The sequence below is a fragment of the Cohnella faecalis genome, assembly GCF_003570905.1.
GTDB lineage: Bacteria > Bacillota > Bacilli > Paenibacillales > Paenibacillaceae > Cohnella > Cohnella faecalis.
Map to the genome: position 1 here is coordinate 81180 of NZ_QXJM01000037.1, position 26363 is coordinate 107542.

The window sequence follows — 26363 nt, forward strand, 5'->3', positions numbered from 1 at the left end:
TGCGAGGGGAACGTTCGGGTAAAATACTAGAGTATAGACGGAAAGCTTCCTGATTGAAGACGGTCCGCCGGCGCGGGGCACGCGCCGGAAGCCATTTTCTCGGAAGCTTTTGCTTTTCATGGGACGACGGGAGGAAATACTTCATGCAACACGCATCGGATGGGCGGATACGGTTCGAGCTGCTGCTGCGGGAAGCGGCGCTTCCGGCGGAGTGGATCGATTCCCATTTCCGGGACGGGTACATCCAGAAAGTCGAAATTAGCCGTACGCGCAAGGAATGGACGTTTTATTTTCATAAAGATACCCTTATACCGGCTTCGGTCTATGTCGGTTTTACCGGGCGGATCAAAGAGAAGCTGAGCCATATCGCCGATATTCGGGCAATCGTCCTGAACTATTCGGATGCGGTGGAGACGGACGAGCTGCTTCAGGAGTATTGGAACGTATTCGTGGAATGGATGCAGAAGGAGTTCCCGTCCGTTAACGGGTGGCTCGCTAAAGCCCGGGTCGAAGCGGCAGGCGGTCTGCTTACGATCTATATGCTGGACGATACCGGTCTTGAACTCGCACGCAAAAAGACGATCGATGCGCATGCGGTCCGATTTTACGAGGAGCGGTTCGGTCGGGTTTGCCGCGTCAAAATGATGGCGGGAGAATCGCGCCAGGAGGCGTACGAGCAATTCCAGCAAAAAATCCAGCAGGAGTCGCGGGACGCCATCGATCAATTGATCGCGAGCGCGAAGGAAGAAGAAGCGTCCTCGGCAGCCAGCGACGGGGGCGAAGCTCCCCAAGTGCTTCAGCACGGCTACGATATAAAGGACGAACCGGTTCCTATCCAGCAAATCCTGGAAGAAGAGAAGAAGGCGACGATCCGAGGAACGGTATTCGGTCTCGAGGTGAAGGAGCTTCGCAACGGAAATACTCTCTACCAGTTTCATGTAACCGATTTTACCGATTCGCTTACGATCAAGATGTTCGGCAAAAACAAGGAAGACAACAAAATGCTCAGCCTGCTCAAGAACGGCATGTGGCTGAAGCTGCGCGGCAGAGTCGAATACGATCGGTTCCTGAATCCGCCGGAGCTCGTCATGATGCCGAGCGACGTCCGAGAGATGAATGCACCCGCCGAACGGAAGGACGACGCCGAGCTTAAGCGGGTTGAATTCCACTTGCACACGACAATGAGCACGATGGACGCAGTCACTCCGGTGGACGCCTACATCAAGACGGCAGCCAAGTGGGGACACAAAGCGATCGCCGTCTCCGACCACGGCAACGTGCAATGTTTCCCCGACGCGGTAAAAGGCGGCAAAAAACACGGAATCAAGGTGCTGTTCGGCGTCGAAGCGAACGTCGTGAGCGATTCTGTTCCGATGGTGCTTAATCCGCGTGAGGAAGTTATCGCAGACGCTACTTACGTCGTATTCGATATAGAGACGACCGGTTTGTCCGTTACGGCCAACAAAATTATCGAACTCGCGGCAGTCAAGATGAAGGCGGGTCAGGAGATCGACCGGTTCGCGACATTCATCAATCCGCACGAGCCGATTCCTTATAACATTCAACAGCTGACGAACATTACGGACGATATGGTCGCGGACGCGCCTGAGCTTGCGCCTAAGCTGAAGGAGTTTTTGGCTTTCATCGGCGATTCGGTGCTAGTGGCCCACAATGCGCGGTTCGATATCGGCTTCATTCAGGAAGCGTGCAAGAGCAACGGCTTTCCGGAAGTCGTCAATCCCGTCCTCGACACGTTGGAACTGGCCCGGTATTTGCATCCGACGATGAAAAACCACCGGCTTAATACGCTCTCGGATTTGTACAAGGTGTCGCTTGAGAGTCATCACCGCGCTATCGACGATACGTTAGCTCTCGCCGGTGTCCTTAACGGACTGATCAAGGATGCGAATGCCAGAGGGGTAACCGAACTGGGCCGTTTGAACAGCGTGAACGAGAATAGCTGGAAGACGACGCGCCCGTTTCATAGCGGCATCTACGCCCTCAACGCGACGGGCAAAAAAAATCTGTTCAAGCTGATTTCTCTTTCCCACACGGATTATTTTCGCCGCGTAGCTTGCATTCCCCGCAGCAAGCTGATCGAGCTTCGCGAAGGGCTACTCGTGCTGTCAGGCTGCGAGAAGGGGGAACTGTTCGAAACCGTTCTGAACAAATCGGTGGAAGAAGCCGAGGAAGTCGCCAAATTTTACGATGTGCTCGAAGTGCAGCCGCTTGATTTTTATATCCATTTGTTGGACAAAGGGCTTGTCGGCAGCCGGGCCGAGCTCGAAGAGGCGCTCAGACGCATCGTCCGAATCGGCGAAAAGCTGGGCAAGCCGGTAATCGCGACTGGCAACGTCCATTACTTGGTACCTCGCGAGAAGCTGTTCCGCGACATAACGATTCACGGAATTACCGGGTTCAGCCCGCTGAAGGACCAGCGCAAGCCGGACGCGCATTTTCGGACGACGAACGAGATGCTGGAGGCGTTCGCCTTCCTGGGCGCCGAGAAAGCTATGGAAATCGTCGTTACAAACACGAACGAGCTGGCCGACCGGTTCGAGCCGTTCGATATGTTTCCGAAGAAGGGCGGTCCGACGGACAACGGTTTGTTCTCGCCGATCATCGACGGAGCCGACGAGGAAATCCGCAACACTTGCTATGAGACGGCCAAGAAGATGTACGGCGAACAGCTTCCCGACGTTGTCGTACAGAGGCTTGAGAAGGAACTCGTTCCGATTATTAAATACGGCTTTTCCGCCAACTACCTCATTTCCGAGCGGCTTGTGAAAAAGTCGAACGAAGACGGCTATCTCGTCGGCTCGCGGGGGTCCGTCGGCTCGTCGGTCGTTGCTACCTTTCTTGGCATCTCCGAGGTTAACCCGCTTCCGGCTCACTATTTGTGCCTGAATCCGGAATGCCGCCACAGCGAATGGTTTCTCGACGGCAGCGTGCCAAGCGGCTTTGATTTGCCGAACAAAAACTGCCCGAACTGCGGCAAGCCGATGAAGGGCGAAGGGCAGGACATTCCGTTCGAGACGTTTCTCGGATTCAAGGGAGACAAGGTTCCCGATATCGATCTTAACTTCTCGGGGGAATATCAGCCTCAGGCGCACAATTATACGAAGGTGCTATTCGGAGAGAAGAGCGTGTTCCGGGCGGGAACGATCGGTACGGTAGCCGAGAAAACCGGGTTCGGATATGCGAAAAAGTACCAAGAGGACCACGGAAAAAGCTGGCGGGGGGCGGAGCTGAACCGGATCGCTGCGGGAGTTACGGGCGTCAAGCGTTCGACCGGACAGCATCCGGGCGGAATCGTCGTCGTTCCGAATTATATCGACGTCGAGGATATTACGCCGGTGCAGTACCCAGCCGACGATACGAGCGCGGATTGGAAGACGACGCACTTCGATTATCACGCCTTCGACGAGAACTTGCTCAAGCTCGATATACTCGGACACGACGATCCGACGATGATGAGGATGCTTCAGGACTTGACCGGCGTCGATCCGACGACGATTCCGATGAACGATCCGAAGGTCATGAGCCTGTTCAATTCAGTCGAAGCTCTGGGCGTTCAGCCGCAGACGATCCGTTCTCCGGTCGCCACGTTCGGCGTTCCCGAGATGGGAACGCGGTTCGTCCGTCAGATGCTGGAAGAGACGAAGCCTTCTTCCTTTGCCGACCTGCTGCAAATATCGGGATTGTCTCACGGGACGGGCGTCTGGCTCGGCAATGCGCAGGAGTTGATCAAGAACGGCACTTGCACGATCAAGACCGTAATCGGCTGCCGGGACGATATTATGCTTTTTCTTATTTATAAAGCGGGAATGGATGCGTCGCTTGCGTTCAAAATTACGGAAAGCGTACGTAAAGGCAAAGGCTTGACGCCTGAATGGATTGAGGAGATGAAGCGCTGCGGCGTCCCGCAATGGTATATCGATTCCTGCCTGCGCATCGAGTATATGTTTCCGAAGGCGCATGCCTCGGCATACGTTATCTCGGCGGTAAGAACGGCCTACTTCAAGCTCTATTATCCCATTCAATATTACGCGACGTATTTCTCGGTTCGGGCGGCGGATTTTGACGTCGAGCTGTTCTGTCAAGGCTACGACGCTATATTGAAGATGCTGCTCGAAATCGAAGGCAAGGGCTTTCAAGCGACGACAAAGGAGAAGAACATGATCTCCATTCTGGAGATGGGGCTGGAGATGACGGCGCGCGGCTTCAAGGTGAAGCCGATCGATTTGTACCGCTCGGACGCTACCCGGTTCATCGTCGACGGAGATGCGCTTGTTCCTCCGTTCTCGTCGGTGGCCGGAGTCGGCGAGAATGCTGCGCGCAATATTGCGGCCGCTCGCGACGACGGGGAATATTTGTCCGTCGAGGATTTTCAACAGCGTTCGAAGGCGAGCAAAACGATTGTCGAGTTGCTGTCCGGTCTAGGCTGCTTCCGCGGAATGCCGGAAAGCAATCAGCTGATGCTCTTCTGAAACGCCGGGAACGCTATTCAAATAGCGGTTGCCAGCCGGTGGAGGTTATGGTATATTATTTTTGGTAATCATGTGGATAACACTGTCTGCAGAAGAGTGGGGAAACCCACTCTTTCCGTTTTGACTAGGGGTCTTTAAGGCTCTGTCGTCTTTTGCAGCCATCCATTTGCAGCAATCGGGAGGTCATTGTCAGTTGAGTGTGAGTGCACCGAAAATCAAATCCGTTGTCGAGGAATTTGCAACGCCTTTCCTAACGGATAACGGGTTTCAACTGGTGGACGTCGAGTACGTGAAGGAAGGAAGCAACTGGTTTTTGCGCGTATATGTGGACAAGGAGGGCGGCATCGAGATCGACGATTGCGGCCGTATTTCCGAATTCATTAGCGCAAAGCTGGATGAGCTCGACCCGATCGAAGAAGCGTATTTTCTCGAGGTCAGTTCGCCTGGCGCGGAGCGTCCTTTGAAGAAACCCGCAGACGTCGCAAGCTCGGTCGGCAAGCATGTGTTCGTCACGACGTACGAACCGATCGACGGCGCCAAGGAATTCGAAGGAAGGCTGGACGCTTTCGACGGGACGACGATGACAGTCGTCATTGGACGCCGCAAGCATGCCATCCCTTACGATAAAGTGGCCTCGGCGCGCCTGGCCATTGTTTTCTAATATGCAGTGACGTCTTTGCGTCACTTATTCAAGAGGAGGAGTCATTCCGTCATGAGCATGGAGTTTATCGAAGCGCTGTCCGAAATCGAGCGCGAGAAGGGCATCGGCAAGGACGTCCTGCTCGAAGCCATCGAAGCGGCACTCATCTCCAGCTACAAGCGCAATTTCAACACGGCACAGAACGTACGCGTCGATATTAACCGCACAACCGGCCAAATCAAAGTGTACGCCCGCAAGACGATCGTGGAGGATGCGCTCGATCCGCGCATGGAAATTACGCTGGAAGCCGCGCGCAGCATCAATCCTCATTATCAAATCGAGGATATCGCCGAAATCGAAGTAACGCCGAGGGACTTCGGCCGCATCGCCGCCCAGACGGCGAAGCAGGTCGTTACCCAACGAATCCGCGAAGCGGAACGCGGCCTTATTTACCACGCTTATGTGGACAAAGAGCAGGACATCGTAACGGGAATCGTTCAACGGATGGATTTGCGCAATCTGTACATCGATCTCGGCAAGGTGGAAGCGGCGCTTCCGCTGACCGAGCTTATGCCGACTGATAAGTTTAAGCAGGGAGATCGCGTCAAATCTTATATTACGAAGGTCGAAAACACGAGCAAGGGGCCTCAAATTATTTTGTCCCGGACTCACCCCGGTCTTCTGAAACGATTGTTCGAGCTTGAAGTGCCCGAAATATTCGACGGCACGGTCGAAATCCGCAGCGTCGCCCGCGAGGCCGGATTCCGTTCCAAGATTGCGGTGTACTCCCGCAACGAAGAGGTCGATCCTGTCGGTTCTTGCGTAGGGCCGAAAGGGATACGCGTTCAGACGGTCGTCGGCGAGCTTAAAGGCGAAAAAATCGACATCGTGCGTTGGTCCGAACTGGTCGAGGAATACGTTGCGAACGCTTTGAGCCCTTCCAAGGTGCTCGAAGTCATCGTGTTCGAGGCCGAGAAGATGGCCCGCGTCATCGTTCCGGATTACCAGCTGTCTCTTGCGATCGGCATCAAAGGTCAGAACGCGCGTCTTGCCGCCAAGCTGACGGGCTGGAAAATCGACATCAAGAGCGAGACTCAAGCCGAGCAAGAGTACGGCCGTCCGAAAACGGCCGGAGAGACAATGCATCAGGACAGCGTATCGATCGATTGATCGCGCATGAACGACGGCTTCGGACGAAGCGCGTTGGACGAGAGGGGGAGAACCTTGAGACCGCGAAAAATACCTCAGCGCAAATGCGTCGCCTGTCAGGAAATGATGCCCAAGAAAGAATTGATCCGCATCGTCCGTTCGCCTCAAGGCGAAATCACGATCGATCTATCGGGCAAAAAACCGGGCCGGGGCGCTTATCTATGCGGTAAAGTCAGCTGCTTCAAGCTGGCCAAAAAATCGAAAGCGTTCGAGCGGGCTTTGAAGGTGCCCGTGTCGGCCGACATATATGACCGCCTTGAAGAGGACTTCATTCGGGCGGAAGACGAGTTTCAGGCGAGCAAGGAGCTTCAGGACGACGATGACGACGGGGAATAAGGTTTTGTCCCGGCTGGGACTTGCGATGAGGGCCGGGAAATTGGTCACCGGGGAAGAAACCGTGTTGAAAGCGGTTCGCGCTGGCGAAGCTAAGCTTGTTCTGCTCGCGGCCGACGCTTCTGGGAACACGGGTAAGAAACTGGCGGACAAGTGCAAAAGCTTCGGCGTCCCGTTGTTGATCGGTTTTACCCGCTTTGAGCTGGGTGCTGCGGTCGGCAAGCCGGAACGGGTTATGTTCGCCGTTACGGAGCAAGGGTTTGCCGATCTCATAGCTAACGGCTGGGGTCAACATTCGGAGGTGGAGAATATTGAGTAAGCAAGAAACGAATGACAACAAGGATAAGCTTCGCGTTTACGAATATGCCAAACAGCTCAACATGAGCAGCAAGGAAGTCATCACGATTTTGAAGCGACAGAACATGCCCGTCAACAATCATATGAGCGTCATGGAAGACGGCATGGTCGGCGCGGTCGAGAAGTTTTTCCGCGACGTGAAGGCTAATGCCGCCGCAAAAATGGCGCAAAACAATAAACCGGGCGGAGCGCCCGCTCAAGGCGCGAGCCAAGGGCAAAGCGCCCGCAGACCGGAAGAGACGCGCGCGAACGCGAGCGTAGCGTCTACTCCTCCCGCGCAAGCGAGCCAACCGGCTCCGCGTCCGGCGCAGGTTTCTTCGCAGCCGGCAGCGGCTTCGGCTCCTGCGGCCAGCGCATCGGCTTCGGCGCCATCGGCTCCCGCGGCATCCGCCGCTACAGCGGCTCCATCCGCGGGCTCCGAGCCTTCGGGACAACCGCAAAGCTCCCCATCGAACGGTCAAGGCGGCGGCTACCAAGGCAACCGCGACGGCAACCGTCCGCAAGGTCAAGGCGGCGGGTACCAAGGTAACCGCGACGGTAACCGTCCGCAAGGTCAAGGCGGGTACCAGGGCAACCGTGACGGCAACCGTCCGCAAGGTCAAGGCGGCTACCAAGGCAATCGCGACGGCAACCGTCCGCAAGGTCAAGGCGGCGGGTACCAGGGCAACCGTCCGCAAGGCCAAGGCGGTCAAGGCGGCGGGTATCAAGGTAACCGTCCGCAAGGCCAAGGCGGTCAAGGCGGCGGGTATCAAGGCAACCGTCCGCAAGGCCAAGGCGGTCAAGGCGGCGGGTACCAAGGCAACCGTCCGCAAGGCCAAGGCGGTCAAGGCGGCGGGTATCAAGGCAACCGTCCGCAAGGCCAAGGCGGTCAAGGCGGCGGATATCAAGGCAACCGTCCGCAAGGCCAAGGCGGTCAAGGCGGCGGATACCAAGGCAGTCGTCCGCAAGGCCAAGGCGGGTACCAAGGCAATCGCCCGCAAGGCCAAGGCGGTCAAGGCGGCGGGTTCGGAGGCAGTCGTCCGCAAGGCCAAGGCAGCTTCGGCGGCAATCGTCCGCAAGGTCAGGGCGGTCAAGGCGGCGGGTTCGGAGGCGGACGTCCGCAAGGCCAAGGCAGTCAAGGCGGCGGGTTCGGAGCTTCGCGCGGCGGACCGGCACCGGCATCCGCGGCGGCAGGCCAACGCGGCGGCCGTCCGGGCGAAAATCGTCGGGACAACGGCTTTAACCGCGATGGCGGCAAACGGAATCAGAACGATTTCGGCAAACGGTTCGAGGAAGGCCGTCCAGGCGGTCCGCGGGGCAAAGGCAAAGGCGGCAAAAACGCCAGAGGCCGGAGCAATCTGCCGCCGCGCGAGAAAATCGACAATACGCCGAAGAAAGTTATCGTCCGCGGACCGATGACCGTCGGCGAATTGGCGAAGCTGCTTCATAAGGACGCATCGGAGGTCATCAAAAAGCTCCTCATGATGGGAACGATGGTTACTATCAACCAAGAGCTGGATCTCGATACCGTTCTTCTCGTCGTAGGCGAATACGGCGTTGAAGTCGAAGTGAAAATCGTCGTTGAAGACACGAATTTCGAAACGACCGAAGAGAACGACGATCCGGATGCGCTCGAATGGCGTCCGCCGGTCGTAACGATCATGGGACACGTCGATCACGGTAAAACGACGCTGCTTGACGCGATTCGCGAGACGAAGGTCGCAGCGGGCGAAGCCGGCGGCATTACGCAGCATATCGGCGCGTACCAAGTCGAAATCAACGAAAAGAAAATTACGTTCCTGGATACGCCGGGCCACGAAGCGTTCACAACGATGCGTGCCCGCGGAGCTCAGGTGACTGATATTACGATTCTCGTCGTAGCGGCCGACGACGGCGTTATGCCTCAGACGGTCGAAGCGATCAACCACGCCAAAGCGGCTAACGTGCCGATTATCGTGGCCGTTAACAAAATCGACAAGCCGGACGCGAATCCGGATAAAGTGATGCAAGAGCTGACCGAATACGGTCTGGTGCAAGAGGCGTGGGGCGGCGACACGATTTTCGTCAACGTCTCCGCGAAGCAGCGCTTGAACCTTGACGAGCTGCTTGAGATGGTGTTGCTCGTAGCCGAAATGAACGACTACAAAGCAGTCGTCGACAAGCGCGCCCGCGGTACTGTCATGGAAGCCGAGCTGGACAAAGGAAAAGGGCCGGTTGCCCGTATTCTCGTTCAGAACGGAACGCTCAAAGTCGGAGACGCATTCGTCGCCGGCGATTGCTTCGGCCGCGTACGCGCGATGACGAACGATCGCGGACGCCGGATCAAGGAAGCGGGTCCTTCCACACCGGTCGAAATTACCGGCTTGACGGAAGTTCCGCAAGCAGGCGATCCGTTCATGGTGTTCGAAGACGAGCGCAAAGCGCGCGAAATCGCCGACAAACGCTCTATCAAGACGCGTCAAGATAACATTAAAGCGAATTCCAAAGTTACCCTCGACGATCTCTTCAGCAAAATCAAAGAAGGCGAAATCAAAGATCTCAACGTTATCCTTAAGGCCGACGTTCAAGGTTCTTTGGAGGCGCTCAAAGGATCGCTCGAGAAAATCGATATCGAAGGCGTTCGCGTAAGAACGATTCACAGCGGCGTAGGCGCGATTACGGAGTCCGATATTTTGCTCGCTTCCGCATCGGCCGCTATCGTTATCGGCTTCAACGTCGTCGCCGAATCGCGCGCTGCGCAAGCCGCAGAGCAAGAAAAAGTCGACGTGCGCCTGCACCAAATCATCTACAAAGTGATCGAGGAAATCGAGCACGCGATGAAAGGGATGCTGGATCCGGTATTCAAGGAGAAGGTCATCGGTCACGCGGAAGTTCGCGAGACGTTCAAAGTGAGCAAGGTCGGGACGATCGCAGGCTGTATGGTTACGGACGGCAAAATTGTCCGCAATGCGGAAATGCGTCTGATTCGCGGCGGCTCCATCGTCTACACGGGCAAAATCGACTCGCTCAAGCGGTTTAAGGACGATGCCAAAGAAGTATCCGAAGGCTACGAATGCGGTATTACGTTGGACAAATTCAACGATCTGCAGCAAGGAGACGTTATCGAAGCGTTCATCATGGAGTCCGTTGAGCGCTAAGAGATGTCCGCATCGATCATACGAGGTGATTCGGCATGGCTAAATTCCGCGTGGGACGGGTCGGGGAACAGATCAAAAAAGAAATAAGCAGCATTATCCAAACCGAGCTGAAAGATCCGCGTATCGGATTTATTACCGTCACCGGAGTGGATGTAACGAACGATTTGTCGCTTGCCCGCGTCTATCTCAGCATTCTCGGCAACGACGAACAGAAGGAAGAAACGCTCAAAGCAATCGGCCGCGCGAACGGCTTCCTGCGGTCGGAGCTCGGACGACGCGTCCGGCTCCGGCATACGCCGGTCATGGAATTCCGCTTCGACAGCTCTATCGAATATGGCAGCCATATCGAAGCTCTGCTGGCGCAAATTAACAAAGAATCGCGGGAACATTGATTGTCTCCCGGAATAGCTCTTATATCCGGGGGAGGATGAATAAGCGATGTGGAATCAATCGCTGCAAGATACGGTCTCGTATATTCGAGAACGCGACGATTTTCTAGTCGTTTCCCACGTGCAGCCCGACGGCGACGCTATTAGCTCGACAGTCGCCGTCGGTTGGCTGCTCGACAAGCTTGGCAAATCATTCGTCATGATCAATGAAGGTCCGGTCCCGTCCCGCCTTCATTTTTTGTGGCGGAGTTCGGATATCGTCACCCTAGCGGAAGGCGTCGAGCCCGAGACCAAGTACCGCAACGTTATCTGCGTCGACTGCGCCGATTATTCGCGCGTCGGCAAGACGACAGCATGGTTCGCGGACGACGCGGAGCTGCTTAACATCGATCATCATCCTACGAATGACGGCTTTGGTCTCGTTAATCTTCTTAAGTTCGATGCTGCCGCGACTGCGGAAATTTTGTACGAGCTCATCGGTCATTTCGGAATCTCTCTCGACGAAGACGTCGCAAATGCTATTTATACCGGCATTTTGACGGACACGGGAGGATTTCGATATTCCAATACGAGTCCTTTTGTAATGGCGATTGCATCAAGGCTGCTCGAAGCGGGTGCCAAAGGGCAAGAGCTGGCCGAGAATTTGTTGGAGCGCATGTCGCTCGGACAGATGCTCATGATTCAGAGGGGCTTAGCCCGACTCTCTTTTTCGGAGGACAAGCGGATCGGTTGGCTGTGGGTCACGAATGAGGACTTGGAGGAGACTGGCGCTTCCAATGAAGATCTGGAAGGGCTCGTCAACTATCCGCGAAACATCGAAGGGGTAGAAGTCGGCATTTTGTTCAAGGAAAACGGCACGAAATCGGTGAAAGTCAGTCTTCGTTCCGCCGGAACCGTGAACGTGGCGGCGCTCGCTCAGCAGTTCGGAGGCGGGGGCACGTTCGCGCTGCAGGCTGCAGGCTGACGGAACCGTTGCCGGCCGTTATCGAACAAGTCGTTGAAGCCGTTCGGAAAGCGTTGGATGCCGGATGAGGAAGAGACTGCCTGCCAATAGCGATGGCGTTCTCGGCGTATTGAAGCCGAAAGGCTGGACCTCTCACGATATCGTAGCGAAGGTGCGGGGCTTGACCGGCATTCGCCGGATCGGCCATACCGGAACGCTGGATCCGGCGGTAACCGGAGTGCTGCCGCTATGCATCGGCAGGGCGACCCGGTTCGTCGAGTATTTGCAAGAAATGCCGAAGACCTATGAGGCTCGACTTCGTTTCGGGCTATCGACGGATACGGAAGATTTAAGCGGCATCGTGATGGAGGAACGGGATGCTTCGCATTTGACGGAAGTGCAAATGCGAAGCGCCGTTCTTTCGTTTATCGGAGACATCGAGCAGGTTCCTCCGATGGTGTCGGCGGTCAAGGTGGACGGCAAGCGGCTGTACGAGCTTGCCAGGCAGGGCGTAACGGTGGAACGGAAAGCGCGTCCCGTCACGATTCACGATTTGGAAGTGCTTGAAGTAACCGCAGGGGTTGCGCATCCCGAAATCCGCTTCTCCGTTCGTTGTTCCAAAGGGACGTATATCCGAACGCTTTGCGTAGATATCGGAGCCAGCCTCGGCGTTCCCGCCGTTATGGCGGAGCTTGTACGCACCGAAAGCGCCAGCCTTCGCGAGAGCGATTGCGTGACGCTGGAGCAAATTGCGGATTTGATGGAGCTTGGAACGTTGGAGAACAGGCTGCTGCGCGCGGATCGGCTTCTCGTCCATTTGCCTCATACGACGGCCGCATCTCCGGAATCGGAATACGCTCTTCAAGGAAAGGCGCTGCAGGCGATTCGGCTGCGCCCGGTTCCTGATTCCGAAGGGATATGGCGGGTATACCGCTCGGACGGCACATTTATCGGATTGTTCGATTATAACCGCGAAACCGGCGCGCTGCGCCCGGTTAAAGTGTTCCATCCCCAGGACGGGGAGTAGAAGACGATTGACGCGCCGAAGGTGCGGGAGGGCATCAGGTGGAACGATATGAATTAACAGCTGCAAGTATCGGTCGGATCGAAGGCTCTGCAACGTTGCCGGCGACAGACGACGGCCTCTGCTTGGCTATCGGTTTTTTTGACGGCGTCCATATCGGCCATGCCGAAGTCATTCGGCAAGCCGTTTCCATCGCCGAGGAGCGCGGCTTGTCTCCTGCGGTCATGACCTTCGATCCGCATCCGCGGGCGGTCCTCGGACAAGACCCGCAGTTTGGCACCGTACTGACTCCATTGGACGACAAGCTTTCTTTGCTTGCCGAGCTGGGCGTCAAGGCTGCGTACGTCATCCGGTTCGACCGCGATTTCGCGGAAATATCGGCGGAACGGTTCGTAAGGGAGCTTCTGCTGCCTCTCGGGGTCCGCACAGCCGTCGTCGGGTTCGATTTCGGCTTCGGCCATCGCGGGGAAGGGAAGGCCGAATCGCTTAGCGCATTCAGCGGCGGGGCGATCTCCGTTCAAGTCGTCGAAGCTGTGTTTCTGGATGGCTGCAAGGTCAGCAGCACCCGTATTCGCGAGCGCCTTGCCGAAGGCGATGCATCAGTCGCGAGCCAACTGCTCGGACGTCCGTACGTCATTCGAGGCGAAGTTATCCACGGCGATAAGCGCGGACGGCAGCTCGGCTTCCCGACCGCCAACGTTAAGGCGTTTCAGCCGTACGTCATTCCGCGCAACGGGGTATATGCCGTATCGGTAGATATTTTTTCCGCTTCCGGTCGAATTGAAAGCAGTCATCATGCGGTGCTTAACGTCGGCATACGGCCTACTTTCGACGCTCCGGGCGGAGAAGTGAAGCTCGAAGCGCATTTGTTCGATTTCGAAGGCGATTTGTACGGACGGGAGCTGGCTTTGTCCGTTCATACGTTTTTGCGTCCGGAGATGAAGTTTGACGGGATCGAAGCTCTCGTCGCGCAAATTCGGACGGATGCGGAACAAGCGAAGCAGCTTCTGTCGAAGATGACAGCGAACGATTCTTAATTTTTAAGAAACACAGATTGTAACGGCGATGTCCCGTATGTTATAATAACGAGGTTGCGCGGAACGAAACAGCGCACTTTAACCTTGGCTTGGCTGCTCGATCTCACCGTCGGCTGCGAGGCTAATGGAATTTTCCAATCGTTTGAAGGAGGTGAATAGGATGGCATTGACTCAAGAGCGTAAGCAAGAACTGATCGAAACGCACAAAACGCACGCTTCGGACACGGGTTCCCCGGAAGTCCAAGTCGCTATCCTGACGGAAAACATCAACAACTTGACGACTCACTTTAAGTCGCACAAGAAGGACCACCACTCCCGTCGTGGTCTGCTGAAGATGGTTGGTCAACGTCGGAAGCTGCTCGCGTATTTGAAAAACAAAGACGTTAGACGTTACAGCGCCCTGATCGAAAAACTCGGCTTGCGCCGCTAATTTTGGTCACGCGAAAGCAACCTGGCCGCCTGAAGGATTGCGATCCTTCCGGTACCGGGTTGCTTTTTTCCCATGTTGGGCGGATATGGCCTTTGAATGCCTAAGGCGTACGAAGGAAGGAAATAATGGAAAGCGTGTCGAATGTACATATGACAGAAGAATAGGAGGGAATGACAGTGGAACATCGCGTGGATATGTTGCTTGGCGGTCGTCCGTTCGCGCTTGAAACGGGCAAGCTGGCTAAGCAAGCGAATGGAGCGGTCGTCGTTCGTTACGGCGAGACGGTCGTGTTGTGTACCGTTACGGCTTCCCCGGGACCGAAGGATCTCGATTTCTTCCCGCTTACGGTGAACTATGAAGAGAAAATGTACGCAGTCGGCAAAATTCCCGGAGGCTTCATCAAGCGGGAAGGACGTCCAAGCGAAAAGGCGATTTTGTCCAGTCGTCTGACGGACCGTCCGATTCGTCCTCTATTCCCGGAAGGGTTCCGGAACGACGTTCAAATCGTTAACATCGTAATGAGCGTGGATCAGGATTGCTCGCCGCAAATCGCGGCCATGATCGGAACGTCGGCGGCGCTGTCGATCTCGAACGTCCCGTTCAACGGACCGATCGGCGGAGTCATCGTCGGACGCATCGATGGCCAATTCATCGTTAACCCGACGGTCGAGCAGGAAGAGAAGAGCGATCTGTACGTCGTAGTGGCGGGTACCCGCGACGCGATCATGATGGTCGAGGCCGAAGCGAACGAAGTGCCGGAAGCCGACATGCTCGAAGCGATCATGTTCGGTCACGATGAGATCAAGAAGATCGTTGATACGATCGACAGCCTCGTAGCGGTTGCCGGCACGCCGAAGATGGAAGTTAAGCTGCACGCGGTCGACGCTTCGGTCGAAGCCGACGTTAACGCGTACGCCAAGAGCCGCCTCGTCGAAGCTGTTCGCATCCAGGAGAAGCATGCCCGTCAAGAGGCGATCGACGCCATCAACGACGAAGCGGTTCAGCATTTCTCGGATTTCTACGCAGAGACGCCCGAGAAGCTCAAGGACGTCAAGGAAGTATTGTACGACATCGTCAAAAACGAAGTGCGCCGCCTGATCACGCACGACAAAGTGCGTCCGGATGGACGGGGCCTCAGCGAAATCCGTCCGATTTCGAGCGAAGTCAGCCTGCTGCCTCGCACGCACGGCTCCGGCTTGTTCACTCGCGGACAAACCCAGGCGCTCAGCATTTGTACGCTCGGAGCGCTCGGCGACGTGCAAATTCTCGACGGCATCGGCCTCGAGGAATCGAAGCGTTTCATGCACCATTACAACTTCCCGCCGTTCTCCGTCGGCGAAGCCCGTCCGCTCCGCGCTCCGGGCCGCCGCGAAATCGGTCACGGGGCATTGGGCGAACGCGCGCTTCTGAAGGTTATCCCATCGGAAGAAGAGTTCCCGTACGCAATCCGTCTCGTATCCGAGGTATTGGAATCGAACGGCTCGACTTCCCAAGCGAGCATTTGCGCCAGCGTACTGGCGATGATGGACGCGGGCGTTCCTATCAAAGCGCCGGTAGCGGGCGTAGCGATGGGACTTATCAAGGATGGAGAGCATGTGTCGATTTTGACGGACATTCAAGGGATGGAAGATCATCTCGGCGATATGGACTTCAAAGTGGCGGGAACGGCCGCAGGCGTAACCGCGATTCAGATGGACATCAAGATCGACGGAATCGACCGCGCTATTTTGGCGGAATCGCTGGAGCAGGCTAGAGAAGGCCGCTTGCACATCTTGGGCAAAATGCTCGAAACGATGCAAGAGCCGCGCAAGTCGCTCAGCCCTTACGCGCCGAAGATCATTACGATGAAGATCAATCCGGACAAAATCCGCGACGTCATCGGCTCCGGCGGTAAAATCATCAACAAAATCATCGAGGAAACCGGCGTCAAAATCGACATCGAGCAAGACGGCTCGGTCTATATCGCTTCGACGGACGAAGCGGCGAACCAACGCGCGAAGGCGATTATCGAAGGCATCGTGAAGGAAGTCGTCGTCGGCGAGGTTTACACCGGCACAGTCAAGCGCATCGAGAAATTCGGCTGCTTCGTCGAAATTTTGCCGAACAAGGACGGTCTGGTTCACATTTCTCACGTCGCGCACGAGAGAATTGCCAAGGTCGAAGACGTTCTCAATATCGGCGACGTCATCGAGGTTAAAGTAACCGAGATCGACAACATGGGACGGATCAACCTTTCCCGCAAAGCGCTTCTGAAGAAGGATTCCGAGCAGGTTCCGGCTCAACCGGCGCAATAAAATAAACCGAACCGAATATCCCGATTACAAAAGAGACTCGATCGTGCAAGTCTCTTTTTGTTTTGCCCGCAAAAGGCTGCCCGAAGGACTTGTACATAAACGGACGCCATTACGCATAGGATGATGCAGAGTGCGAGGCGGACGATTGCCGGAAAGCGGGTGAATACGGCGGATGATTCGAAAGTCGCCTGCTCGAATCGCGGCGATGCTAATAGCTTTGTGGGCAGTGTGGATGGCCGGAACGTACGGGCCGCTCGCTCCCTTTGTAGAGGCGGTCAAGCTCCGTTCGTCCGAGACGGCCGCCGTGTCGGAAGAGTTAAAGGGCGTCGGCCTGAAAGAGTGGATCGAAGCCGAAGCGGCTAAGCGAAAGATCGAGCCTGCCGATGCGGTTATCGACCGGGTATGGAAAGCGATACCCGGCTACAACGGCCGCGAGGTGGACGTCCATGCAACCTATTCGAGGGCGAAAGCGCTTGGCGTTTTGCCCGGCAGCGCCGATTTTCCTTGGGTTTATCGGGAATTAACGGCGAAGGTGCGGCTGGACGATTTGCCGTACATGCCGATTTACCGCGGCAATCCGGCCAAACCGGCTGTCGGATTAATGATCAATGTCGCTTGGGGAGACGAATATTTGGCGCGAATGCTTAAGACATTGGACAAGGAAAAAGTGAAGGCGACTTTTTTCTTCGATGGAACGTGGCTGGCGAAGCATAAGGAGCTGGCAGCCGAAATGATGGCTAAAGGACACGAGCTGTCCAACCATGCCTATACTCACCCGGATATGAGCAAGCTGTCGCTGCAGCGCCAGAAAGAAGAAATCGGCAAAACAGAAGCTTTGCTGAAGGAGCTCGGAGCCGGGAACAAATGGTTCGCGCCTCCTTCCGGCGACTACGATGCAAGGACGGTGCGAGCGGCTTCGGAATTCGGCTTGCGGACGGTGCTGTGGACGATCGATACGATCGATTGGAAAAATCCTCCTTCATCCGCCGTTGTTGCCAAAATCGCGGCGCGCGTAGGGCCGGGCAATCTCATCCTCATGCATCCTACGAAAGCGTCCGACGGGGCGTTATCCGGGATGATCGAAGCGATCCGGGCAAAAGGGTACGCGCCGGGAACGGTGTCGGAGGCTCTCTCTCCCAGAAGGACATTTTGAAACATTTTGCAAGGAATTTGTGGGGTTTGTCGGAATTTGATATAGTGGTACTATTCATCGTTAGGGGGAAATCGGGTGAACAAGTATCAGCTGCGGAACGGCCTTCGCGTATTGATCGAATCGATTCCGACTTGCCGGTCGGTGTCATTCGGTATTTGGGTGAAAACCGGCTCCCGCAATGAAACACCGGACGACAACGGCGTCTCCCATTTTGTTGAGCATATGCTGTTCAAAGGGACGAAACGTCACACTGCCAAGGATATTGCGGACAAATTCGACGGTATCGGCGGCAATGTCAACGCATTTACATCCAAAGAGTACACTTGCTACTATGCCAAAGTGCTGGATCAGCATCTTCCGATCGCGGTCGATGTGCTGGCCGACATGTTTTTCGAATCCGAGCTGGCGAGCGCAGAGCTGGCGAAAGAGAAAAACGTCATTCTTGAAGAAATCTCGATGTACGACGATACGCCGGACGATACGGTTCACGACCTTGCGTCGAGGGCGGCTTACGGCGATCATCCGCTGGCCTACTCCATTCTGGGAACGGCGGAACGGTTGAACAAGATGGGCTCCGATGATTTGCGCGAATATATGAAGAAACGGTATCGGATCGAAAATACGGTCGTCAGCATCGCCGGCAACGTCGGAGAAGAGGTGCTGGAGCTGTTGGAGCAGCATTTCGGGCAATTCGACGTACGGGGAACCGATGTCGAGCTTACGCCGCCAGTCTTCCGTTCGGGATCGTTGTTCCATCAGAAGAAAACCGAGCAAAACCATCTGTGCCTAACGTTCCCGGGATGCTCGATCCAGGAACCGAACCTGTACGCGATGGTGCTGCTCAACAATACGATAGGCGGCGGCATGAGCTCCCGGCTGTTCCAGGAGATTCGCGAGAAACGCGGCTTGGCTTACTCCGTCTATTCGTACCACACTTCCTATGCGGACAGCGGATTGTTCACGGTATACGCCGGAACGGCGCCTAAGCAGACGAAGGACGTATACGAATTGACGATGGAGCTTCTCGACGATATTTCCGCCAAGGGACTAAGCGAAGCGGAATTGTTCAGAGGCAAGGAGCAATTGAAGGGGAATCTTATTCTGAGTCTCGAAAGCACGAGCAGCCGCATGAATCGGCTTGGCAAGAACGAGCTTATGCTCGGACGCCATTACACGCTAGACGAGATGCTCGAAAGAATCGACCGCGTCACGCTGGACGATGTGAACGGAATGATGAGAACGATACTGGGCTCCTCGTGCGCCATTGCGCTTGTAGGATCGCAGCAGAAGGTATTGTCGGGAATTGGGAGGGAGTTCGTTGTATCCAATACAGTTGAAGCGGCTGCCGGGGAATGAAGATATAGCGCTGCCGCGCCAAATGTCGGAATGGGCCGCAGGCTTTGACGTTCAAGCAGCCGTCACCGAGCCGTTCGTGCTCGCTCCGGGCGCGCGCGCGCTAATTCCGACAGGCTTCGCGATGGCGATGCCCCGGGAGCTGGAAGCGCAAGTCAGGCCTCGCAGCGGACTGGCGTACAAGCACGGCATAACGTGCTTGAACTCGCCGGGAACGATCGACGCCGATTATCGCGGCGAAGTGAAGGTGCTGCTCGTTAACTTGGGGCAGGAGCCGTTCACGATCGAACGGGGCGAGAGAATCGCTCAGGTTGTGTTCCAGCGCGTGCCGCAAGTGTCGATTTCCGAGGTCGACGAGCTGCCGGACACCGTTCGCGGCGCCGGAGGATTCGGACATACGGGCAAATGATGAAATAACGAATAGAGGAGGCTGTCTCGCAAGTTTGCTTCGGCGACTTGCGGGGCAGCCTCTTCTTCGTTCATCGTCGGCGGCGGATAGAGAAATATGCTGTCGACTACCTAACTCCGCGCCAAGCCGCCGAATCGTCCCGGTGAGAGTCGCACGACTAACTACCCCCCTTTTTTTCAACGAACTGTTTCAAAATGAACGGGTACTGGCTTTTGAATCAGCCTCTTTTTGGCGCGAGAGCTTTGGAACGAGTAGGAGGAGCGCACCCCCCGGTAGGCGGGTGCATAGTATGTGCTGTGGGAAGCCGAATGATCTAGGCAAGACGAATTCCGAAGGGAGAGACACCATCTTGCTCACGGGTGTGCAAGTCGTGCTGGCCGGCGGGGACGCCCGGCAGTTGGAAGTGGTACGAAGGCTGACCGAGCTTGATGCGGCGGTTACCTTGGTCGGTTTCGACACGCTGGAAACGCCGTTTTCCGGTGTCGTCAAAGCGGAATGGTCGCCCGACATTCTCCGGGATGCGGACGCTCTCTTATTGCCTGCGGTCGGAACCGACGATGACGGATCGATTCAAGCCGTTTTCTCCGATCAAGAACTGAAGCTGACCGAAGCTCATTTAAGCGTCATGCCAAAAACGTGCGCGCTGTACGCGGGAATGGCAAAGCCTTATTTGCGTAAACTGTGCGAGAAGCATCATTTGAAGCTGGTCGAACTGTTCGAGCGCGACGACGTCGCGATTTACAATTCGATTCCAACGGCCGAAGGCGCCCTCATGATGGCGATCCAAAATACGGACATCACGATTCACAGCTCTTCATGCATCGTTCTCGGACTCGGCCGAACCGGTCTGACGATGGCTCGAACGCTGCAAGGATTGGGTGCGAAAGTGAAGGCGGGAGTACGCCGCGAGGAGTCGTTCGCAAGGGCGTTCGAGATGGGCTTCGAACCGTTCTACATCCCTGATTTGGCGCGTCACGCCGGGAATATCGACTTGCTTTTTAACACGATTCCGACTATGATAGTCACAGCACAAGTGATCGCTGAACTTCCCCTGCGCGCCGTCATTATCGACCTTGCGTCGAAGCCCGGCGGGACCGATTTCCGCTTCGCCGAGAAGCGCGGAATTAAGGCGCTTCTAGCGCCCGGATTACCCGGAATCGTGGCTCCCAAGACGGCAGGTCGCATTATCGCGAACAGTCTGACCCAGATCATTCTGGAGGACAAAAGGCAACGGGGGAATGCGCCATGAATTGGCACGGGATCACTGTAGGGTATGCGTTAACCGGCTCTCACTGCACGTTGCCGGAAATTATGCCCCAAATCAAACGTTTCGTCGATGCGGGCGCCAATGTCGTCCCGATCGCCTCGCATACGGTCATGACGACGGATACCCGCTTCGGCTCGACCGAGCATTGGCAGACTCAGCTCCGCGAGCTGACGGGCAACGAGATCATTTCGTCCATCGTGGACGCGGAGCCGCTTGGTCCGTCCAAGAAGCTCGACGTTCTGACGATCGCTCCTTGCACGGGCAACACGACGAGCAAGCTTGCCAACGCGCAAACCGACAGCCCGGTGCTCATGGCCGCGAAAGCTCAGATGCGCAACGGAAGACCGCTCGTCCTCGCCATATCTACGAACGACGGACTCGGGCTCAACGCCGCCAATATCGCCAAGCTGCTCGTTGTGAAGAACATCTACTTCGTTCCGTTCGGTCAGGACAATCCGCAGGCGAAGCCTAACTCGCTCGTCGCCCGCATGGATCTTGTCATCGACGCTTGCGAAGCGGCCCTGCAAGGCACTCAGCTTCAACCTATGATTATCGAGCGTTTCCAATACGCTTGAGATATATTCATTTTTTGCCGCATTCGAGGGGAGAAGGATTTCATTATGTCGACACAAACGTTGTTTAACGTCGCGGTCGTGGGATCGACCGGCGCCGTTGGGGAACAAATTCTCAAATTGCTCGCAGAACGCGACTTCCCGATCAAAAGCTTGAAGCTGCTTTCTTCGGCCCGTTCCGCCGGCACGAAGATTGCCTTCAAAGGCCAGGATATAACGGTTGAAGAAGCGAAGCCGGAAAGCTTCGCAGGCGTGGATATCGCGCTGTTCAGCGCGGGCGGCGACGTCAGCAAGGCGCTCATTCCGCATGCGATCGAGCACGGTACCGTGTGCATCGACAATACGAACGCGTACCGCATGGATCCGGGAACGCCGCTTGTCGTTCCGGAAGTGAATATCGACAAAGTGAACGAGCATAAGGGCGTTATTGCGAATCCGAACTGCTCGACGATTCAGATGGTAGCGGCGCTTAAGCCGCTCTACGACCGATTTGGCATTTCCCGCATCATCGTCTCCACTTATCAAGCGGTATCCGGAGCGGGAGCGAAAGCGATCAACGAAATGCTCCGCCAATCCCGCGAGGTGCTCGAAGGCAACGACCCGAATCCGGACATTCTGCCGGTCGGATCGCTTCCGGTCAAGCATCAGATCGCGTTCAACGCGATTCCGCAAATCGATAAGTTCCAGGAGAACGGCTTTACTCTGGAAGAGATGAAGATGATTCGCGAGACGAAGAAGATCATGAACGACGAGTCGCTCGAAGTAACGGCGACTTGCGTGCGGATTCCAGTCGTCTACGGTCATTCCGAATCCGTCTACGTGGAATTGAAGCAAGACTTCGATCTGTCCGAAGTGAAGAAGCTGTTGGCGGAGGCGCCGGGCATCGAGCTTCAGGACGATCCGGACAACCAAGTATATCCGCTTGCTACCGATGCGGCCGGCAAGAACGAAGTGTTCGTCGGACGCGTGCGCCGCGATCTGTCGAACCCGCGGGCGCTTAACCTGTGGATCGTATCCGACAATCTTCTGAAGGGCGCCGCATGGAATGCCGTTCAGATTGCGGAGCATATCGCCAATACTCGGAAATAATAGTTCATAAGCACAAACAGACCTTCTCTTGATCCGTACTCCGATCATTCCGAATGCAGCATGAGGAACGGAGGGAAAGCGAAGATGGTCGTAACGGTGCAAAAATTCGGAGGGACGTCGCTGTCCGACGAGAAAAGTCGGCGCCACGTCCTCCGTCATATTATTAGGGAGTACGAAGCGGGCGATGGGCTCGTCGTTGTCGTATCCGCCATGGGACGGCGAGGCGATCCGTATGCAACCGATACGCTGCTGGACTTGATCCGAAGCAACGGTAACGCTCTTGCTCCAAGAGAACGGGATATGCTGCTCTCCTGCGGAGAATTGATTTCGGCCGCTACGTTATGCAGCCTGCTCCATTCGCAGGGCATTCCGGCAGTCGCGTTAACCGGAGGCCAAGCCGGCATCGTCACCGATTCGAGATTCGGATCGGCGCGAATTATCCGCATCCATACCGACACGCTCCTCCAGCATTTGGAGGAAAGACGCGTGGCGGTAGTTACTGGTTTTCAGGGAATGTCGGAAAATGGCGAAACGACGACTTTGGGGCGAGGCGGCAGCGACACTTCGGCCACGGCTCTCGGTGCGGCCTTGCAGGCGAAAATCGTCGATATTTATACGGATGTGGACGGAATACTGACTGCAGATCCAAGGCTTGTCGGCGATGCTCGGCCGCTTCCTATCGTAAGTTATGACGAAATTTGCAATATGGCTTATAATGGAGCGAAGGTCATTCACCCGCGAGCGGTGGAAATCGCGATGAAAGCCGGTGTGCCGGTTCGAGTGCGATCGACCTTTTCCGACGGAGAGGGTACGCTGGTGACGCACGCGGAAGCTGTGCGCGGAAGCTCGGGCTGGACCGACCGTACGGTTACCGGATTAGCCCATGTGTGCGGCGTTACGCAGTTATCCGTGTCGGGCGAAGCGCCATTCGACCTGCAACTGAGCGTCTTCAAGGCGATGGCGGGGAGCGGTATTAGCGTTGATTTCATAAGCGTAATGCCGGCAAGCGTTCATTACACGGTTTCGGCAGCGGATTCGAATAAGGCCATAGCCTTACTTAAGAACTTGGGTTTCGAGCCGAAGGTTACGACAGGGTGCGCCAAAGTATCTGTTATCGGCGGAGGAATGAACGGAGAGCCCGGAGTCATGGCCAAGATCGTGGAGGCGCTGACGACGAACGGGATCACGATTCTGCAATCCGCGGATTCCAACACGACGATTTCGATTCTCGTTACGGAGACGCAGATGGCTGCCGCTCTCCAAGCGCTGCATACCGAATTCGCACTTCATTTGATACCTTGACGAAAAGGGAGGAACGTTCATCATGAGTTTCGGTCAATTGGTGACGGCGATGGTCACCCCTTTGGACGATCAACTGAACATTAATTGGGAAGTGACCGGAGAGCTGATCGATCATCTGATCGACGCGCAACAATCCGATAGTCTCGTTATTTGCGGTACGACCGGCGAATCTCCGACGTTAACCGACGAGGAGAAGGAAAAGCTGTTTCGCTTCGCGGTCGAAAGAGCTGCCGGACGATGTAAAATTATCGCCGGTACAGGCAGCAACGATACAGCTCATTCAATTCACTTGACGAAGCTTGCCGAGGAGGCGGGCGTGGACGGTTTGCTGCTGGTCGGTCCGTATTATAATAAGCCTAACCAAGAAGGACTGTATCGTCATTTTCGCGCGATCGCGGAATCGACGAAGCTTCCGGTCATTCTATATAACGTTCCAGGCCGCTCCGTCGTGAACATCTCCGCGGAGACAACGCTTCGTTTGGCGCAATTGCCGAACGTCGTGGCGACCAAGGAATGTTCTTCGTTGGAGCAAATGACGGAAATTATCCGCGAAGCCCCGGAAGGCTTCAAGCTATACTCCGGTGAGGATACGATCACGCTGCCTGTGCTTGCAATCGGCGGCCATGGCGTTATCAGCGTCGCAAGCCACGTCATTGGCGCAACGATGAAACAAATGATCGAAGCGTACAAATCCGGCAAAGTCGCCGAGGCCGCAGCGATTAACAACGATATTTACCCGGTCTTGAAGGGCCTTTTCCATTGTCCACATCCCGTGCCGAACCCGGTAGCGGTCAAATATGCCCTTAGTCAACGAGGCTATGCGGTCGGAGGCGTTCGCCTTCCGCTCGTAACCGCGTCCGACGAAGAGGCGGATTTCATCCGCCGTCTGCTCGCTAAGGTCGCCCCGTCGGTTCTCGTCCACTAAGCCATACGGCAGCCGATGCGGTCTACGCATCGGCTTTTTTGTTTTCTTTAAGTCCGATTTGGAGACAGTATACGTTACGAAACGTTCAACGGTCTTGCCTTGTATTTGGTATTTCGGTTCATGTATAATGATCAAGAGTGCTTGGGTGCGGCTAATTTTTGCAGCTTGACAATATTATATCGATCGGGATTGTCGAATTGATTTGGGAGGTAGCTAGACTTGTCCAAGAAGAACAACCAAGACAAATTACTGATTTTCGCGCTCGGCGGTGTCGGCGAAATCGGTAAAAACATGTACTGCATTCAATATGCGAACGACATCGTAGTCGTTGACGCGGGACTTAAATTCCCGGAAGAAGAGATGCTCGGGATCGACGTCGTCATTCCGGACATTACTTATTTGACCGACAACCGGGATAAAGTGCGCGGAATTTTGCTTACGCACGGACATGAAGACCATATTGGCGGATTGCCTTACGTGCTTAAGCATTTGAATGTCCCGGTGTACGGTACGAAGCTGACGCTAGGCTTGGTGGAAAACAAGCTGAAGGAAGCGGGACTGCTCGGGGATACGAAGCGTCATCTGATCACCGCCGATTCGACGCTTACGCTTGGAACAATCCAAGCGAGCTTTTTCCGTACGAATCACAGCATACCGGACTCCGTCGGCATATGTCTGGAGACGCCGGAAGGCATCGTCGTTCACACGGGAGATTTCAAGTTCGACCACACGCCGGTTAACGAGCAATATGCGGATCTGCAGCGGATGGCCGAAATCGGCAGCCGCGGCGTTCTGGCGCTGCTGTCGGACAGCACGAACGCGGAACGCGCAGGCTTCACTCCATCCGAGAGCAACATCGGCAAGGAGTTCGAAGAGATTTTCCGCAGCTCGAAGCAGCGCGTCGTCGTTGCGACCTTCGCGTCGAACGTACATCGGATTCAGCAAGTCATCAACGCGGCGCTTGAAACTCGCCGCAAAATGACCGTTATCGGCCGCAGCATGGTGAACGTCGTTTCCATCGCTTCGGAGCTCGGTTATTTGAACATTCCGGAAGGAATGCTGATCGAACCGGAAGAGGTGAACAAGCTTCCTGCGGATCGCGTCGTCATTCTCTCGACGGGCAGCCAAGGCGAGCCGATGTCCGCGCTTACGCGCATGGCACGTTCGACTCACCGTAAAGTGGACATTTTGCCTGGGGACACGGTCGTTATCGCGGCTACTCCGATTCCCGGCAACGAGAAGTACGTCGGACGTACGGTAGACGAATTGATGCGGCTCGGTGCAAGCGTTATCTATGGACCGGGCTCCATATCCGGCGTGCACGTATCCGGTCACGGAAGCCAGGAAGAGCTCAAGCTGATGCTTAACCTGATGCGTCCGCAATACTTCATTCCGATTCACGGAGAATACCGGATGCTTCGTCATCACGGGTTGCTCGGCGAATCCGTCGGCATCGACAAGGAGAACATTTTCCTCATCGATAACGGCGACGTAGTGGAGTTTCAGGGCGGAACGGCTCGCAAAGCGGGAAAAGTGCCTGCGGGCAACGTGCTCATCGACGGCCTAGGAGTAGGCGACGTCGGCAACATCGTGCTTCGCGACCGCAAGCTTCTTAGCCAGGACGGCATTCTTGTCGTCGTCGTTACGCTGAGCAAGCAAGACGGGACGATTCTATCCGGACCGGACATCATTTCCCGCGGATTTGTGTATGTGCGCGAATCCGAAGGGTTGCTGGAGGAAGCGAACCGTATCGTTTCCAGCACGCTTCACAAGCTGATGAACGACAAAGTGAACGAATGGGCGTCGCTCAAGACGAATGTCAAGGAAGCGCTCGGCCGTTTCTTGTACGAACAAACGAGAAGAAGACCGATGATCCTTCCGATCATCATGGAAGTGTAAGATTCACCCCCCCACACTCGAACGAAGAGCCGTGCTTTCGGCCGCTGCATGCGGTCGGAAGCGCGGCTTTTTCTATTCGCATATTTGACCATCCCGGGCTCATACTAGGTCAAGCCACGCCCCAAGGAGGAC

Annotated in this window: 20 protein-coding genes and 1 pseudogene; all 21 read left to right on the plus strand. The window is 55.7% G+C overall.

Features of this window, described 5'->3' with window-relative positions:
- Window positions 1-143 precede the first annotated feature (143 nt).
- The 21 genes and pseudogenes from D3H35_RS11605 (at window position 144) to D3H35_RS11705 (ending at window position 26231) form a co-directional block, all read left to right on the plus strand.
- Window positions 144-4490: a PolC-type DNA polymerase III gene (locus D3H35_RS11605; protein WP_119149460.1), complete on the plus strand. Its 4347-nt coding sequence runs from the start codon at window positions 144-146 to the stop codon at window positions 4488-4490.
- A gap of 199 nt (window positions 4491-4689) precedes the next feature.
- Entirely contained in the window at window positions 4690-5151 is a 462-nt protein-coding gene (gene rimP, locus D3H35_RS11610; protein WP_119149462.1) for a ribosome maturation factor RimP, read from the plus strand.
- Between the two features lie 51 nt (window positions 5152-5202).
- On the plus strand, window positions 5203-6300 hold the full coding sequence (nusA, locus tag D3H35_RS11615) for a transcription termination factor NusA (protein ID WP_119149464.1): 1098 nt from the start codon (window positions 5203-5205) through the stop codon (window positions 6298-6300).
- A 54-nt stretch (window positions 6301-6354) separates the two neighbouring features.
- Window positions 6355-6675, plus strand: a complete 321-nt coding sequence (rnpM, locus tag D3H35_RS11620) for an RNase P modulator RnpM (protein WP_119149466.1) — start codon at window positions 6355-6357, stop codon at window positions 6673-6675.
- Window positions 6659-6991 (plus strand): L7Ae/L30e/S12e/Gadd45 family ribosomal protein, encoded by a 333-nt coding sequence (locus D3H35_RS11625; protein WP_119149468.1) that lies wholly within the window; start codon window positions 6659-6661, stop codon window positions 6989-6991. The genes rnpM and D3H35_RS11625 overlap by 17 nt, the downstream gene beginning before the upstream one ends.
- Window positions 6984-10145 carry a translation initiation factor IF-2 gene (infB, locus tag D3H35_RS11630; protein WP_119149470.1) on the plus strand — a complete coding sequence of 1054 codons (3162 nt, stop codon included), beginning with the start codon at window positions 6984-6986 and terminating at the stop codon, window positions 10143-10145. The genes D3H35_RS11625 and infB overlap by 8 nt, the downstream gene beginning before the upstream one ends.
- Before the next feature lie 35 nt (window positions 10146-10180).
- The gene (rbfA, locus tag D3H35_RS11635) at window positions 10181-10537 is read left to right on the plus strand and encodes a 30S ribosome-binding factor RbfA (RefSeq protein WP_119149473.1); all 357 of its coding nucleotides are present in this window, start codon (window positions 10181-10183) and stop codon (window positions 10535-10537) included.
- A 46-nt stretch (window positions 10538-10583) separates the two neighbouring features.
- Window positions 10584-11566 (plus strand): annotated as a pseudogene (locus tag D3H35_RS11640) (DHH family phosphoesterase).
- Window positions 11563-12504, plus strand: coding sequence for a tRNA pseudouridine(55) synthase TruB (truB, locus tag D3H35_RS11645; protein ID WP_119149474.1), 942 nt, complete (start codon window positions 11563-11565; stop codon window positions 12502-12504). Before D3H35_RS11640 ends, truB begins: the two are co-directional and overlap by 4 nt.
- A gap of 38 nt (window positions 12505-12542) precedes the next feature.
- Window positions 12543-13538, plus strand: coding sequence for a bifunctional riboflavin kinase/FAD synthetase (locus D3H35_RS11650; protein ID WP_119149476.1), 996 nt, complete (start codon window positions 12543-12545; stop codon window positions 13536-13538).
- A gap of 160 nt (window positions 13539-13698) precedes the next feature.
- On the plus strand, window positions 13699-13968 hold the full coding sequence (rpsO, locus tag D3H35_RS11655) for a 30S ribosomal protein S15 (RefSeq protein ID WP_119149478.1): 270 nt from the start codon (window positions 13699-13701) through the stop codon (window positions 13966-13968).
- 176 nt (window positions 13969-14144) lie between these two features.
- Window positions 14145-16262, plus strand: coding sequence for a polyribonucleotide nucleotidyltransferase (pnp, locus tag D3H35_RS11660; RefSeq protein ID WP_119149480.1), 2118 nt, complete (start codon window positions 14145-14147; stop codon window positions 16260-16262).
- A gap of 172 nt (window positions 16263-16434) precedes the next feature.
- Window positions 16435-17415, plus strand: a complete 981-nt coding sequence (locus tag D3H35_RS11665) for a polysaccharide deacetylase family protein (protein WP_119149482.1) — start codon at window positions 16435-16437, stop codon at window positions 17413-17415.
- Window positions 17416-17490: 75 nt separating this feature from the next.
- Window positions 17491-18771 carry a M16 family metallopeptidase gene (locus D3H35_RS11670; RefSeq protein WP_119149484.1) on the plus strand — a complete coding sequence of 427 codons (1281 nt, stop codon included), beginning with the start codon at window positions 17491-17493 and terminating at the stop codon, window positions 18769-18771.
- Window positions 18734-19177 carry a dUTP diphosphatase gene (dut, locus tag D3H35_RS11675; protein WP_119149720.1) on the plus strand — a complete coding sequence of 148 codons (444 nt, stop codon included), beginning with the start codon at window positions 18734-18736 and terminating at the stop codon, window positions 19175-19177. The genes D3H35_RS11670 and dut overlap by 38 nt, the downstream gene beginning before the upstream one ends.
- Before the next feature lie 349 nt (window positions 19178-19526).
- Window positions 19527-20426 (plus strand): dipicolinate synthase subunit DpsA, encoded by a 900-nt coding sequence (gene dpsA, locus D3H35_RS11680; RefSeq protein WP_119149721.1) that lies wholly within the window; start codon window positions 19527-19529, stop codon window positions 20424-20426.
- Window positions 20423-21019, plus strand: coding sequence for a dipicolinate synthase subunit B (locus tag D3H35_RS11685; protein WP_119149486.1), 597 nt, complete (start codon window positions 20423-20425; stop codon window positions 21017-21019). Before dpsA ends, D3H35_RS11685 begins: the two co-directional genes overlap by 4 nt.
- A gap of 45 nt (window positions 21020-21064) precedes the next feature.
- Complete coding sequence (locus tag D3H35_RS11690) at window positions 21065-22105, plus strand: aspartate-semialdehyde dehydrogenase (RefSeq protein ID WP_119149488.1); 1041 nt, start codon at window positions 21065-21067, stop codon at window positions 22103-22105.
- 84 nt (window positions 22106-22189) lie between these two features.
- Window positions 22190-23407 carry an aspartate kinase gene (gene dapG / locus D3H35_RS11695; protein ID WP_119149490.1) on the plus strand — a complete coding sequence of 406 codons (1218 nt, stop codon included), beginning with the start codon at window positions 22190-22192 and terminating at the stop codon, window positions 23405-23407.
- Between the two features lie 22 nt (window positions 23408-23429).
- Entirely contained in the window at window positions 23430-24332 is a 903-nt protein-coding gene (gene dapA / locus D3H35_RS11700) for a 4-hydroxy-tetrahydrodipicolinate synthase (RefSeq protein WP_119149492.1), read from the plus strand.
- A gap of 219 nt (window positions 24333-24551) precedes the next feature.
- Window positions 24552-26231: a ribonuclease J gene (locus D3H35_RS11705; protein WP_119149494.1), complete on the plus strand. Its 1680-nt coding sequence runs from the start codon at window positions 24552-24554 to the stop codon at window positions 26229-26231.
- The last annotated feature ends 132 nt before the right edge of the window (window positions 26232-26363 follow it).